The following is a 13674-nucleotide window of genomic DNA, read 5'->3' as shown; positions in this document are numbered from 1 at the left end:
TGTCCCTATTCTACACGTCCTGCCGTATATCCGGCAGGCAGCCAAAGGGGAAGCCATGTTGAAGCCGGGGCCGGTCTGGGCGGCGGGAACGATGTCGGGAACCTCGCTCGACGGGGTCGATGCGGCGATGGTGCTGACCGACGGCACACGCATTCTCGATTTCGGCCGCACCGATTATCGCCCCTATTCCGAGGCCGAGCAGGAGGTGCTGCGCGCGGCCCTTGGCCTGTGGCCGGGCGCGCCGGAGGTCGAGGCCGCGGCCGAGGTCGTCGAGACCGCCCATGCCGAGCTCTTGGCGGGCATGGTCGACGCCCGGGTGATCGGCTTTCACGGCCAGACCCTTGCGCATGACCCGCAGGGGCTTGGCGGGGTGCGGCGCACGCATCAGGCGGGCTCGGGGCGGGTGCTGGCCGAGGTGCTGGGCCGGCCGGTGGTGTGGGATTTCCGCTCGACCGACGTCGAGCTGGGCGGGCAGGGCGCGCCGCTTGCGCCCTTCTTCCATTTCGCCGCGGCGCAATGGGCGGGGCTGTCGGCGCCGGTGGCCTTCCTGAACCTCGGCGGGGTCGGCAATGTAACCTGGCTCGACCCGCGCGCGGCGGGGCCCGAGGTGGCGGGCGCGATCCTCGCCTTCGACACCGGCCCGGCGAATGCGCCGATCAACGATCTGGTCCATGCCCGTCTGGGCGGACTGCGCGACGAAGGGGGCGCGCTCGCGCTTGCGGGGACCGCCGACCCGGACCTGGTCGAGCGCTTCCTGGCCCATCCGTTCTTCCTGCGCATTCCGCCGAAATCACTGGATCGCAACGAATTTCCGGATCTTCTGAAATCGGTGGAGGGGCTTTCCGACGCTGATGCCGCGGCGACCCTCACCGCCGCTGCTGCGGCCTCGGTTGTTCGCGGGTTCGAGCATTTCCCCGAACCGCCGGCGGCGCTTTACGTCTCGGGGGGCGGGCGGATGAACACGGCGCTGATGGTCGAGTTGGCGCGGCGGCTGAATTGCCCCGTCGCCCCTGTCGAGGATCTCGGCCTCGATGGCGACATGCTCGAGGCGCAGGCCTTTGCCTATCTCGCGGTGCGGGTGGCGCGCGGTCTGCCGACCTCGGGGCCAAGCACCACGGGCGTCGCGGCGCTGGTGGGCGGCGGCCAGTTCAGCGCGCCGAGCTGAGCGCGGGCTTGACGGAGCCGGCCCGGGGCGCTACGCGGGCTGAGCCGAAAAATGTCAGGCCGGTTGGTTATCCCGGCCCCTGCAGCCCGAGGGCTGTGGGTGTTTGTCGAAGTCTCGATCCCGCGGCACCTTTTTCTCGGGCCTTGCCCACAGTCGAGACATCACATGCAAAAAACCGATCCCAAGCGCGAGAAGCGCACCATCCTGCTTGCGCAGCTGTTCATCTCCGGGATGATGGCCTTTCTGATGACCTTCATCTTCAGCGTGCTGGCGCAGGGTCTGCCGGAAGGCTGGCCGGGGCTGTGGCTGCACCATTTCGCCATGGCCTGGCCCGTGGCCTTCGTCCTGTCGCTCGGCGTCGGGCCGCTGGCCTTCCGTCTGGCCTTCGCGCTGATGCGGCGATTTTCCGATCCGGTCTGATCTGGCGCGTCGTGCGACGGTGTTTTCGGGCACCGCGTTCGGCGCGCCGACTTGTGCGTCAGCGGCCGAATCCCCGTCTCGGAGCGCTGTCGTCGCGCGATTGCTCGGCAACCTCGAGCAGGAAACCGGCGAAGCTCGGCTGGAACGGGCGGCTGATCGCGGACAGGTGCGCGCGAAGCTCGAATTCGGCGTAGTAGCGGCCGGTGCCTTCGGCCGGGCGCACCTCGAGCCGGTCGCCCCGGGTGCACCGCCACGCCGCGCCGTCGGCCTGCAGCAGCGAAAAGGCCCGGAACTGCGGGCGCGCGTAATTGCCCTCGGGCGTCGTCGAGATACGGATCCAGCGACCGCCGGTCTGGCCATTGGCAAGGGTCAGACGCAGCCCCGTCTGCAGTCCGGGCGGGCAGAGCGCGAAGAAGCCGAGGATATGGCCGTGTTGCGACAGGGTGAAGCTGGCGCTCGGAACCTCGGCCAGGGTCAGGTCGAGGATCGTGTTGTGGAACGGCACGCCGTCTTGCGGCGTGACCAGCCGCGGCACGGTCGCCCCGGTGTAGCGCGGTGTGACCTCGGCGGGGACGCAGGCGCGTCCGATGGCGTCGATGACCCCTTCGGCGATGAAGCGCATCAGCCGGGGCTCGATGACGTAATGCGCGGCATCCTTGAACAGCTTCGCCGGAAAGCGCGACGCCCGGTTCGCCGCGCACCAGCGGGGCGAGACATCGAAGCTGGGCACGCCGTAATGCGCGAAGAGCTGCAGCAGCGCATCGTAATACGCCGGCCGCGCGGGAAGCGCCTCGATCTGCCGGGGGGTGAAGACGGCCGCGGCGAAGTTTATCCCGCGCCGGGAGCACAGTCGCAGCAGATGTTCGAGGACGCGAAGCAGATCCTCGGTCCGGTGGCCGCGCTGGTTATGGTTGATCTCGTTCAGCGCATATTCCCAGACGATGGTGTCGCCGGGCTGCAGATCGCTGCGCGTCATCACCCGGAACAGCCCCGTCATCGAATGCGTGGCGCCGATCGAGATGTTGGCGATCTGCTCGGATGGCAAAAGACGGGTGAGTGAGGTCACCCACCCGTCCTTCATCAGGGAGTTCGAGCCACCGACAATGAAAATCGTCACCGGCCCGCGCCCCTTACTTCAGGATCGAACGGCCGGCGAACTCCGCGGTCTCGCCCAGCATTTCCTCGATGCGGATCAGCTGGTTGTATTTCGCGAGCCGGTCCGAACGCGCCAGCGAGCCGGTCTTGATCTGGCCGCAGTTGGTGGCGACGGCGAGGTCGGCGATGGTCGCGTCCTCGGTCTCGCCCGAGCGGTGCGACATCACGTTAGTGTAGCCCGCGCGATGCGCCATGTCGACGGCGGCGAGGGTCTCGGTGAGCGAACCGATCTGGTTTACCTTGACCAGCATCGAGTTCGCGACGCCGGCCTTGATGCCGCGGGCGAGACGCTCGGGGTTGGTCACGAAGAGGTCGTCGCCGACCAGCTGGATCTTGCCGCCGAGCGTGTCGGTCAGCAGCTTCCAGCCTTCCCAGTCGTCCTCGGCGCAGCCGTCCTCGATCGAGATGATCGGGTAGTTCGCGCACAGATCGGCCAGATAGGCGACGTTCTCCTCGGCGGTGAGGACCTTGCCCTCGCCCTTCATGTTGTACTTGCCGTCGGCGTAATACTCGGTCGAGGCGCAGTCCATCGCCAGATAGATGTCTTCGCCCGGCTTGTAGCCCGCCTTCTCGATCGACTTCAGGATGATGTCGAGCGCCGCGGTGGTCGAGCTGAGGTTCGGCGCAAAGCCGCCCTCGTCACCGAGCCCGGTCGACAGGCCAGCGGCGGTGAGTTCCTTCTTCAGCGTATGGAACACTTCCGAGCCCATGCGCACCGCGTCGCGGATGTTGCCCGCGCTCACCGGCATGATCATGAATTCCTGGATGTCGATCGGGTTGTCGGCATGCTCGCCGCCGTTGATGATGTTCATCATCGGCACCGGCAGGATGCGCGCCGAGGTGCCGCCGACATAGCGATAGAGCGGCTGCATGGTGAAATCGGCCGCGGCCTTGGCGCAGGCGAGCGAGACGCCGAGGATGGCGTTCGCGCCGAGCCGGCCCTTGTTCGGCGTGCCGTCGAGCTCGATCATCATGTTGTCGATGGCGACCTGTTCGGTCACGTCCTCGCCGACGAGGTTCTCGGCGATCTCGCCGTTCACCGCCATCACGGCTTCCAGAACGCCCTTGCCCATGTAGCGCGCCTTGTCGCCGTCGCGGCGTTCGACCGCCTCATGCGCGCCGGTCGAGGCGCCCGAGGGAACCGCGGCGCGGCCCATCGTGCCGTCTTCGAGGATCACGTCGACCTCGACGGTCGGGTTGCCGCGGCTGTCGAGAATCTCGCGCGCGTGGATGTCGATGATCGTGCTCATGTCGGTGCCCTCACTGGGTGGCTGAAGTCGGCTTCTCTATAGCCCGCGCCGGCGCGTCCGAAAAGCGCCGAGTGGGTGAATTCGGCGTCACCGCGGCATGTTAGCGACGAAAGCGGCGTTTGCACGCCGGCGCGCTGCCTCGCGCCAGATCGTGTAAAGCCCCGAGGCCACGATCACCGCGCCGCCGATCAGGGTGGCCGGGCCCGGCGGTTCGCGGAACACCGCCCAGCCGATCGCCACGGCAAAGATCAGCCGGGTGTAGCGGAAGGGGGTGATGAAGGACATCTCGCCGATCCGCACCGAGGCGATCAGCATGTAATAGGCCGCGGCGCCGAACAGGGCCGCGCCGCACAGCATCGCCCATTGCAATGCCTGCATCGGGACCAGGTGATCGCCCAGAAACCACAGCATGATCGGCCCTGCGGGCACGATCGCGGCAAAGCCCCAGGTGGCGAGCTGCAGCGAGGTGACGCCGCGCCCGATGCGCCGGGTGATGAGATCGCGCGCCGAGATCCAGATCACCGACATCACCGAGAGCAGCGACAGCACGGAAAAGCCCGTGGTGCCGGGCTGGATCACGATCATCACGCCGGCGAAGCCCGCCCCGATCGCCAGCCAGCGCCGCCAGCCGACCGTCTCCTTCAGGAACAGCGCCGCGCCGAGCGTGACCACGAGCGGTGCCGCCTGCTGGATCGCCGAGGCCTGGGCGAGGGGGGTGAAGGCGATGGCGCTGACATAGAACATCGTCGCGACGAACTCGGCAAAGCTGCGCCAGATCACCGGACCGGTGAACAGGCGGCGGGTGAACGGGTTCTCGCGCCGCGCGAGCGCCGCCGCGGCGAAAATCGCCGCGCCAAGCGCGCCCAGCAGCATGATCATCTGGCCGACCGGCAGCTCCGCTGTCAGCCGTTTCATGAACATGTCCTCGAGCGCGAAGCCGAGCATTGCGCCCACCATCAGCAGGCTGCCGCGAAGATTTTCCATTGAAGGTCCTGCCCTTGGCGGAGCCGTCCGCCTGTTGCCCCTGTGCCGCAAGCGCCGCCGGCCGTCCAGCGCGCGATTGTGTGGCGCACAATCGCGCCGCCCCTGTCAGACCTGCAGCCCCTCGACATCGGCCCAGATCGGCAGGTGATCCGAGGCGCGCCGCGCCAGCGGGCTGTCGAACACCCCCATCCGCAGCACCCGCAGCCCCGGCGTCGTCACCAGCCGGTCGAGCCGGCCGAGCGGAGCGCGCGAGGGGTAGGTGGCGCCCGGCGCATGGATGTCGAGCCCGGTCAGCGCCTCGAAGCCGCGCTTCGACGACCATTCGTTGAAATCGCCGATGGCGAGCGCGGGGCCGGGCCCGCCGCGGCCAAGCTCGCGCGCGATGCGGGCCCATTGCGCGCGCCGGTCGGTGCGGCGCAGGCCCAGATGCGCGGCGACCAGCACGAAGGGATCGGCGCCGCTGCGCGCGAGTGTCAGGCGCAGCGCGCCGCGCGGTTCGAGCCCCGGCAGCGCGATCCCCTCGGCCTCGAGGATCCGCGTGCCGCGCCGTACCAGCACCGTCTGACCATGCCAGCCAAGGCTTTCCGGCCCGGTGCGCGGCAGATCGGCAGGGCGGAAATCGGTCTCGGCCTCGATCAGCTTCGCGGGCAGCGCCGCGGGCCGCTCGCCCAGCCGAAGGTCCACCTCCTGCAGCGCGATGACATCGGCCGAGAGCGCGTTGATCACGCTCAGCACCCGCTCCGGGTCGCGCTGCCCGTCGGTGCCGACGCATTTGTGCGTGTTGTAGGAGGCGATGCGCAGGCTCATGCGAAATCTTTGTCTGGCAATGGGTTGATCGGTGACGTTCAGGTGCCGCAGAAGGTCCGGTGCACGATCTCGTGGGGCCGCGGCGCGGCCTCGAGATCGGCAAGCGCCGGATCGGCGGCGAAAGGATCGGCGAGTGCCGCCGACAGCCGCGTGAAGGGCGCAAGATCGCCCTCGACCGCCGCCGCGATCGCCTCCTCGACGCGGTGATTGCGCGGAATGCGCACCGGGTTCGCCGCCGCCATCACCGCCTGCGGATCCGCCTCGCGCGCCAGCCGCGCCTGCCAGTCGGGCGCCCAGGTGTCGAAGGCCAGGGGCTCGGCGAATTCGGCGCGCGCGGTGCCGATGACGAGGCCGCGGAAGCTGCGGGTGAAATCGGCGCGCTCGCTCGCCATCCGGCCGAGCAGCGACTCGATCAGCGGCTGATCCTCGGGCGTTGCGGCGGCCAGACCGATCTTGCGGCCGAAGCGCGCCAGCCACTCGGTCTGATAGAGCGGCACGAACTCGTTCACTGCCTCGGTCGCGACCTCGATCGCCGCCTCGCGGTCGCCCATCAGCGGCAGCAGGCAGGTGGCGAGTTGCGCGAGGTTCCACACCGCGATCTGCGGCTGGTTGGCATAGGCATAGCGGCCATACTGGTCGATCGAGGAGAACACCGTCGAGGGGTGATAGGCGTCCATGAAGGCGCAGGGGCCATAGTCGATGGTCTCGCCCGAAACCGCCATATTGTCGGTGTTCATCACGCCATGGATGAAGCCAAGCGCCATCCAGGCGGCGATCAGCCGCGCCTGCGCCGCGACGACCGCGCGCAGCAACTCAAGCGGCCCCCGGGCCTCGGGATAATGCCGCGCGATCACCTGATCGGCGAGCAGCGAAAGCGCCTCGGTGTCGCCGCGCGCGGCGAAATACTGGAAGGTGCCGACGCGGATATGGCTCGCGGCCACGCGGGTCAGCACCGCGCCCGGCCGCCCCATCGCATCGCGCACCACGACCTCGCCCGTCGCCACCGCGGCGAGCGCCCGCGTCGTCGGCACGCCGAAGGCCGCCATCGCCTCGCTCACCAGATATTCGCGCAGCACCGGGCCGAGCCAGGCCCGCCCGTCGCCGCGCCGCGAGAAGGGCGTCTGCCCGGCGCCCTTCAGCTGCAGATCAAAGCGCGCCCCGTCCGGCGCCACGATCTCGCCCAGAAGCACCGCGCGGCCATCGCCAAGGGTCGGCACCCAGCCCCCGAACTGATGCCCGGCATAGGCCTGGGCGAGCGGCGCGGCCCCCGCGGGCACGGCATTGCCCGAAAGCATCGCGACGCCCTCGGGCGTGGCCAGCGCATCGGGGTCAAGCCCAAGCCGCAAGGCGAGATCGCGGTTCAGCGCCAGCAACGCCGGGGCTCGCACCGGTGCGGGATCGAGCCGCGCGAAGAACCGCTCGGGCAGGCGGGCATAGGAATTGTCGAAGGGCAGGGTCATCGTCATCCCTCTGATCTGCGCCGCCGCCCGCCCGGGTCAAGCCCCGCGCGCGCGGAGTTGAAGGCGACGGCCGCCTTTCGCTGGCAAAAGACGCCCGCCGGAGGCGCCGCGCTCACAGCCGCGCCAGCCTCTCGGTGAGCAGCGCATAGAAGCCCTCGGCATTCGCCCGGCCGACGAAATAGGCGTTCGGTTCGCGATCGGTCACCCGCCACCAGTCGGCAACCGTCATCCCCATCGTCAGCTCGGACACGGTCTCGATCTCGACATTGATGTGGCGCCCCTCGAAAAGGTCCGGTTGCAGCAGATAGGCGATGACGCAGGGGTCATGCAGCGGCGCGCCCTCCGAGCCGTATTTCTCCATGTCGAAACGCTCGAAGAAATCGGTCCAGCTTGCCACGGCATGGCCCACCGGCGTGCCAAGGCCGCGAAACGCCTCGATCCGGGCGCGGTTGGTCAGCACCTGATGCGTGGCGTCAAGCGGCAGGACCACCAGAGGAACGCCGGAATGAAACACGATTTCCGCGGCTTGCGGGTCGACGTGAACGTTGAACTCGGCGGCGGGGGTGGTGTTGCCCACCTCGAAATAGGCGCCGCCCATCAGCACGATCTCGGCGATCCGCGGGGCGATGTCGGGCGCCTTTTGCAGCGCCGTCGCGATGTTCGTCAGCGGCCCGAGCGGGCATAGCGTGACCGTGCCCGCGGGTTCGCGCCGCAGCGTCTCGATCAGGAAATCGACGGCGTGGCCCGGCTGCAGCGCCATCGCGGGCTCGGGCAGCGCGATGCCGTCGAGCCCGGTCTTGCCATGCACATATTCGGCGGTGACGAGCGGACGCACCAGCGGCCGGTCGCAGCCCGCAAAGACCTTGATGTCGGCGCGGCCCGCCAGCTCGCACACCACCCGCGCGTTCTTCGAGGTCAGCGGCAAGGGCACATTGCCCGCGACGCAGGTGATGCCCAGCACCTCGAGCTCGGGGCTCGCCAGCGCCAGCAGGATGGCGACGGCGTCGTCCTGGCCGGGGTCGGTGTCGATGATGATCTTGCGGGTCATGGCGGTCTCCTTCGGCGGGCAGAGTGTCGCAGGGCGCGGCCGAAGTCCATCGTCCGCCGCCCCGCCCGGGCCCAATCTTCGCCACATTCAATGGTTAACGATGAGTCACACGGCGCCGGTTTCCGGCCCGGACCCAGAAAAAAAGAGCAGGCAGGCAGATGCGGACGACCGACCATCACGTGTTTCTCTCGATGCCCGGCACCGGGGCTCTTGGTGCCACTGTCGCGCGCAGCCTGGCCGAGGGGCAGGACGCGCTCACCGCGGCCGGGCTTGGCCGGGCGGTGCTCGGGCCGGTGGCCTCGGGGCGGGTGCATGTCGACGAGACGATCTGCGGTCGCGCCGCGGCGGGGATGGGGGGATTCTTCCCGCTCGCCGAGGCCCGCGCCTTCGCCTTCGCGCGCAAGATCCGCGGCCCGGTCGGGCGGCTGGTGCTGCCGATGCTGCCGCTCGATGCGCTCTATCCGCGGCTGTGGCGGGCACAGGCCGCGCGCCGCGAGATGCCGGCCTTCGACACGCTTGCGCCGCATCTGCTGGCCGAGCCGCGCGGCTGGTTCGATCTGGCCTCCGAGCTGATCGCCACGCTTGCGCCGCGCGAAACCATCCTGCTGGTCGACCCGACACCCGCCGAGGCGCTGGCCGCACTGGTGCCCGAGGCGGAGCTTGCCGCCCCGGCTTCCGTCGAGCCCGAGCTGCCCGATACCGCGCTCGCCATGCTGCAGCGGCTCCATCGCAGCGGCATCACGCTGCCCGCGCGGCAGCTCTCGCGCCTTGTCGCCTTCCATCTGCGCCAGCCGCAGCCCGCGCCGATCGCCGCCTTCTCGGAACTTGACGCCGCGCGCCTGCGCCGGCAGTTCGCGGCCGATCTCGATCAGCTCACCGGTCTGCCCTGCGTGCGCGTCGGCGCCGCGCCGCAGCCGGTGGTTCTTGCGGCCGAGTGAGCCCGGAACAGAAAAAGGCCCCGCCGAAGCGGGGCCTTTTGTTTCAGTCTTTTAGCCGTCGAAGTTGACGCTTTCGATGAGCTTCAGTGCCGTCGGTCGCAGCTTCGCCACCTCGACAAGGCCAAGCGCGTCCGGGGTGAACTCGCCCCAGCTCTCGACCAGCGCCGAGCGCGGCACGCCGGGCTTCACCGGGAATTCGTTGTTGGTCTCGGCATAGATCCGCTGCGCCTCGTCCGAGGCCAGGAATTCCATCAGCTTCAGCGCCGCGTCCTTGTTCGGGGCGGATTTGGTCATCGCCACGCCCGAGATGTTCATGTGCGTGCCGCCGCCCTCGAATTTCGGGAAGACGATGCGCACCGCGGCGGCATAGTCCTTCTCGACCGGGTCGGCGACCATCTGGCCCATGTAATAGGTATTGCCGAGCGAGATGTCGCATTCGCCAGCCCAGATCGACTTCACCTGGCTGCGGTCATTGCCCTCGGGCTTCTTCGCGAGATTGGCCTTCACGCCCTCGAGCCAGGTCCGCGTTGCCTCCTCGCCGTGATGGGCGAGATAGGCCGCGGTCAGCGCGACGTTGTAATCGGCGGTGAAGGGGCGGGTGCAGATCCGGCCCTTCCACTTCGGATCGGCGAGATCCTCGTAGCTCGTCACCTCGCCGTCCTTCACCCGATCGCGGCTGGCATAGACGATGCGGGCGCGGGTGGTCAGGCCGAACCACTGATGGCCCGGGTCGCGGAACTCGGCTGGGATCGCGGCGTCGAGCGCGGGATCCTCGACCGGCTGGGTGACGCCGGCATCGACCACCTGCATCAGTCGCGCGATGTCGACGGTCATCACCAGATCGGCGGGCGAGCGCGCGCCCTCGGCCACCAGCCGCTCGACCATGCCCTTGTCGACGAAGGCGACGTTGACGTCGATGCCGGTCTCCTTGGTGAAGGCGTCGAAGAGCGGCTGCACCAGCTCGGGCTGGCGGTGCGAATAGACATTGACCTCCTCGGCCAGCGCCGGGGTGGCAGCGAGCGCCGTGGTCAGGGCCAGAAGGATGCGCGCGGTCATGGGTGACTCCTTTGGTCAGGTTTTGACGTTCTATGCCCGAGCGTGGCACAGGGGTCAATACCTGAGTGAAGAAATCGGGAATGCCGCGCGGGGCGGTGCGGGCCGAGGGGGCGCTGCCCCCGCGGCTGCGCCGCCCTCCGAGGTCTTTGGGGCAAGATGAATGGCCGGAGCTCAGCCGGCCGCGACGGCGGTCTCGAGCGCCTCGAGGGCCTCCATCCACAGTTCCTCGGCGCGGGTCATCGCGTCGCGCGCCTCGGCATGCTTGCGCAGCCACTTGTCACGCTCGGCTGCGCGGGAGGCGTCGTAAAGCTCTGGGTCTGACAGCTTTTCGTCCAGCTTTTCAAGCATTTCCGCAAGCTTGTTCACGCGTTCCTCGCATTTGCGCGCCTCCGCGCGCAGGGCAAGGATGGCGTCGCGCGAGGGACGCGCGGGCTTGTCCTTCGGCTTCGGTGCGGGCTTGTCCGCCGGATCGCCCGCCAGCAGCTCGGCGCGGTATTGCTCGAGATCGCCGCCATAGGGGGCGACGGCGCCGCCCTTCACCAGCCACAGCCGGTCCGCGGCCAGACTGAGCAGGTGCATGTCATGGCTGACCAGAACCACCGCGCCCGAATAGGCGGTCAGCGCCTCGACCAGCGCCTCGCGGCTTTCGATGTCGAGGTGGTTCGTCGGTTCGTCGAGGATCAGCAGATGCGGCGCGTCGATCGTGGCCAGAAGCAGCGACAGGCGCGCCTTCTGCCCGCCCGAGAGCTTGCGCACGATGGTCTCGGCCTGATCGGCAAAAAGGCCGAAGCCCGCCAGGCGCGCGCGCAGCTTCGTCTGCGCCTCCTCGGGGCGCAGACGCTGCAGATGCGTGAGCGGCGTCGCGTCGAGGTCGAGTTCGTCGACCTGGTGCTGGGCGAAATAGCCGATGCGCAGCTTCGAGGAGCGGGTGATCGACCCCTCGGAGGCCTCAAGCTTGCCGGCGAGCAGCTTGGACAGGGTGGATTTCCCCTCGCCATTGCGGCCCAGCAGCGCGATCCGGTCGTCCTGGTCGATGCGCAGCGACAGACGGCGCAGCACCGGCTTGCCGCCATAGCCGACGGCCGCGCCCTCCATCGCGATGATCGGCGGGTTCAGCGCCTCGGGCGCGGGGAAGGAGAAGGCGACCTTCGCCGCCTCTTCGGGCGCGGTGATCGGCTCCATCTTTTCCAGCATCTTGACCCGGGCCTGGGCCTGGGCGGCCTTGGTGGCCTTCGCCTTGAAGCGGTCGACGAAGCTTTGCAGATGGGCGCGGCGGGCGTCCTGCTTCTTCGCCTCGGCCACCAGGGCGGCGCGGGCGGCGGCACGCTGGCGGGCGAACTGGTCGTAGGGGCCCTGCCACAGCGTCAGCTTGCGGTTCTCGAGATGCAGGATCGAGCCGACGGCGCGGTTCAGAAGTTCCCGGTCGTGGCTGATGATGATCACCGTATGCGGATATTTCACCAGATAGCTTTCGAGCCAGAGCGCGCCCTCGAGGTCGAGGTAGTTGGTCGGCTCGTCGAGCAGCAGCAGATCGGGCTGGGCGAAGAGCACGCCGGCAAGCGCCACGCGCATCCGCCAGCCGCCGGAAAAATCCGAGCAGGGGCGGCGCTGTGCCTCGGCGTCGAAACCGAGCCCCTTCAGGATCGCCGAGGCGCGGCCCTCGGCCGACCAGGCGTCGATATCGGCAAGCCGGGTCTGGATCTCGGCGATGCGGTGCGGATCGGTGGCGTGGGCGGCCTCGTCCATCAGCGCGGCGCGCTCGGTATCGGCGGCGAGCACGGTGTCGATGAGCGAGGTCGAGGAGGAGGGCACCTCCTGCGCCACACCGCCGATGCGGGCCTGCGACGGCAGGCTGATCTCGCCGCTTTCCAGCGCGAGTTCGCCCCGGATCAGGCGGAAGAGCGTGGTCTTGCCCGCGCCGTTCGCGCCGACGAGGCCGACCTTGTGGCCGTCGGGAATGGTGGCAGAGGCGCCCTCGAACAGTGGGCGGCCCTCGACGGCATAGGTGATGGTGTCGATCTTCAGCATGGCCGAGCCATGCCCGAGCGGCGCGCGCGCGTCAACGGGGCGTGCGGGGGCGGCTTGCGTGAAATGGCGTGGCTGTCATGCAGATATCGCGTTTTGCCGCGATACCTGCCCGAAAGACGGGGTTTTCATCGCCGATTCCCCATGCTAGCAGGCGCCAGACCAAAACCTGACCGGGCGGACAGTCCCGGTCCCCTCCCAGAAAGGCTTCCCTCATGGCCATCGAACGCACCCTCAGCATCATCAAGCCCGATGCGACCCGCCGCAACCTGACCGGCAAGATCAACGCCAAGTTCGAGGAAGCGGGCCTGCGCATCGTCGCGCAGAAGCGCATCCGTCTGTCGCTCGAGCAGGCCGGCAAGTTCTACGAAGTGCACAAGGACCGTCCGTTCTACGGCGAACTGTGCGAGTTCATGGCGTCGGAGCCGGTCGTCGTGCAGGTGCTCGAGGGCGAAGGCGCGATCGCGAAGAACCGCGAAGTGATGGGCGCCACCAACCCGGCGAACGCCGCCGACGGCACCATCCGCAAGGAATTCGCGCTGTCGATGGGCGAGAACTCGGTGCACGGCTCGGACGCGCCGGAAACCGCCGCGGTCGAGATCGCCTACTTCTTCTCGGGCCTCGAACTGGTCGGCTGAGCCGGATCCGGTTCGCGGCGCCTCAGCGGCGCAGCCCCACACCAATCTCGTCAAGGGCCGCTTCCAGCCGGAGGCGGCCCTTGTCCTGTCCGGCGCCACCCGCTGAGGGGGCGCGGGCCGCGGCCTTGATCGCGTCGAAGCGGAGCCGCAGCGCGTCCTTCTCGGCGCCGCGGCAATCGTTCCAGGGGCGGCCCTGCAGCGCCATCACCAGCGCGTAATAGCCGATGAAATGGGGCGGGTTGCCGGCCATCAGCCAGGCCGAATAGGCGGCGTCGGCGCCGATCTCGATCAGCGTCTCGGCATCGGGGATGCCGGCGCGCGCGAAGCCTTCCGCGGTGGCGGGGCCGATGCCGGAGATGTCGGTGAGGGGGCGGGGCATGGCGGGTTCCTGCGCAAGATGGCGCAGTCTCGCCGAAGGGGCGCCGGGGCACAAGCCGCCGGGACGGGCGCCGCGGGTCTGGCGGGCGCAGGCAGCAGCCCGCGCGCGCCCGTGTCAGGCGGTCAGATCGCCGCCCAGTCGGTGATCTTCACCGGTGCGCCCTGCTGGACGACCGGGGTCGACTGGGCCTGCTGCTGCGGGGCGGGTTGCGCGGACGGGGCCGGTTGGGCTGCGCCCGACTGTTGCGTGCTCTGCATCTCTTGCCTCATGCAACGCCGACATGCCTCGACATGAGGCAGTTTGAAAACGGCGAGACGTTGGCGGGAGGTAGGCTGGCGCGCGCATCCGG

The 13674-nt window shown here is 69.0% G+C and carries 14 protein-coding genes; 4 read left to right on the top strand and 10 right to left on the bottom strand.

Annotated features, from left to right (window positions below; translation table 11 throughout):
- The first annotated feature begins 55 nt into the window (after positions 1 to 55).
- Both AC0QTQ_RS11155 and AC0QTQ_RS11150 read left to right on the top strand, forming a co-directional pair.
- Positions 56 to 1165: an anhydro-N-acetylmuramic acid kinase gene (locus AC0QTQ_RS11155; protein WP_480256644.1), complete on the top strand. Its 1110-nt coding sequence runs from the start codon at positions 56 to 58 to the stop codon at positions 1163 to 1165.
- A gap of 165 nt (positions 1166 to 1330) precedes the next feature.
- Positions 1331 to 1585 (top strand): DUF2798 domain-containing protein, encoded by a 255-nt coding sequence (locus tag AC0QTQ_RS11150; protein ID WP_480256643.1) that lies wholly within the window; start codon positions 1331 to 1333, stop codon positions 1583 to 1585.
- A 58-nt stretch (positions 1586 to 1643) separates the two neighbouring features.
- Here AC0QTQ_RS11150 and AC0QTQ_RS11145 read toward each other — a convergent pair whose 3' ends face one another.
- The 6 genes from AC0QTQ_RS11145 to AC0QTQ_RS11120 form a co-directional block, all read right to left on the bottom strand.
- Positions 1644 to 2702, bottom strand: a complete 1059-nt coding sequence (locus AC0QTQ_RS11145; RefSeq protein ID WP_480256642.1) for a hypothetical protein — start codon at positions 2700 to 2702, stop codon at positions 1644 to 1646.
- Between the two features lie 13 nt (positions 2703 to 2715).
- Complete coding sequence (gene eno / locus AC0QTQ_RS11140; RefSeq protein ID WP_121534179.1) at positions 2716 to 3990, bottom strand: phosphopyruvate hydratase; 1275 nt, start codon at positions 3988 to 3990, stop codon at positions 2716 to 2718.
- 87 nt (positions 3991 to 4077) lie between these two features.
- Positions 4078 to 4974, bottom strand: a complete 897-nt coding sequence (locus AC0QTQ_RS11135) for a DMT family transporter (protein WP_121534180.1) — start codon at positions 4972 to 4974, stop codon at positions 4078 to 4080.
- 105 nt (positions 4975 to 5079) lie between these two features.
- Positions 5080 to 5781 (bottom strand): endonuclease/exonuclease/phosphatase family protein, encoded by a 702-nt coding sequence (locus AC0QTQ_RS11130; protein WP_480256640.1) that lies wholly within the window; start codon positions 5779 to 5781, stop codon positions 5080 to 5082.
- A 38-nt stretch (positions 5782 to 5819) separates the two neighbouring features.
- The gene (locus AC0QTQ_RS11125) at positions 5820 to 7247 is read right to left on the bottom strand and encodes a protein adenylyltransferase SelO (protein WP_480256638.1); all 1428 of its coding nucleotides are present in this window, start codon (positions 7245 to 7247) and stop codon (positions 5820 to 5822) included.
- Between the two features lie 106 nt (positions 7248 to 7353).
- Complete coding sequence (locus tag AC0QTQ_RS11120; protein ID WP_480256636.1) at positions 7354 to 8289, bottom strand: nucleoside hydrolase; 936 nt, start codon at positions 8287 to 8289, stop codon at positions 7354 to 7356.
- Between the two features lie 158 nt (positions 8290 to 8447).
- Between AC0QTQ_RS11120 and AC0QTQ_RS11115 the strand changes: the two genes are divergently transcribed.
- On the top strand, positions 8448 to 9227 hold the full coding sequence (locus tag AC0QTQ_RS11115) for a hypothetical protein (RefSeq protein ID WP_480256635.1): 780 nt from the start codon (positions 8448 to 8450) through the stop codon (positions 9225 to 9227).
- A 51-nt stretch (positions 9228 to 9278) separates the two neighbouring features.
- Here the strand turns inward: AC0QTQ_RS11115 and AC0QTQ_RS11110 are convergent, their stop codons facing one another.
- A complete protein-coding gene (locus tag AC0QTQ_RS11110) occupies positions 9279 to 10283 on the bottom strand; it encodes a Fe(3+) ABC transporter substrate-binding protein (RefSeq protein WP_480256634.1) in 1005 nt (334 codons plus the stop codon).
- 171 nt (positions 10284 to 10454) lie between these two features.
- Positions 10455 to 12311 (bottom strand): ABC-F family ATP-binding cassette domain-containing protein, encoded by a 1857-nt coding sequence (locus tag AC0QTQ_RS11105; RefSeq protein ID WP_480256633.1) that lies wholly within the window; start codon positions 12309 to 12311, stop codon positions 10455 to 10457.
- Positions 12312 to 12523: 212 nt separating this feature from the next.
- Between AC0QTQ_RS11105 and ndk the strand changes: the two genes are divergently transcribed.
- Entirely contained in the window at positions 12524 to 12946 is a 423-nt protein-coding gene (gene ndk, locus AC0QTQ_RS11100; protein ID WP_121534187.1) for a nucleoside-diphosphate kinase, read from the top strand.
- Positions 12947 to 12968: 22 nt separating this feature from the next.
- On the opposite strand, the gene AC0QTQ_RS11095 is transcribed toward ndk, so the two are convergent.
- Positions 12969 to 13325 (bottom strand): TfoX/Sxy family DNA transformation protein, encoded by a 357-nt coding sequence (locus AC0QTQ_RS11095; RefSeq protein WP_480256631.1) that lies wholly within the window; start codon positions 13323 to 13325, stop codon positions 12969 to 12971.
- Between the two features lie 122 nt (positions 13326 to 13447).
- Positions 13448 to 13582 (bottom strand): hypothetical protein, encoded by a 135-nt coding sequence (locus tag AC0QTQ_RS11090; protein ID WP_281272464.1) that lies wholly within the window; start codon positions 13580 to 13582, stop codon positions 13448 to 13450.
- Between the last annotated feature and the right edge of the window lie 92 nt (positions 13583 to 13674).

This window comes from Paenirhodobacter sp. YD-8 (assembly GCF_056590935.1).
The sequence above is the reverse complement of the archived record's forward strand: the minus strand, read 5'-3'. Positions and strand labels throughout refer to the sequence as shown.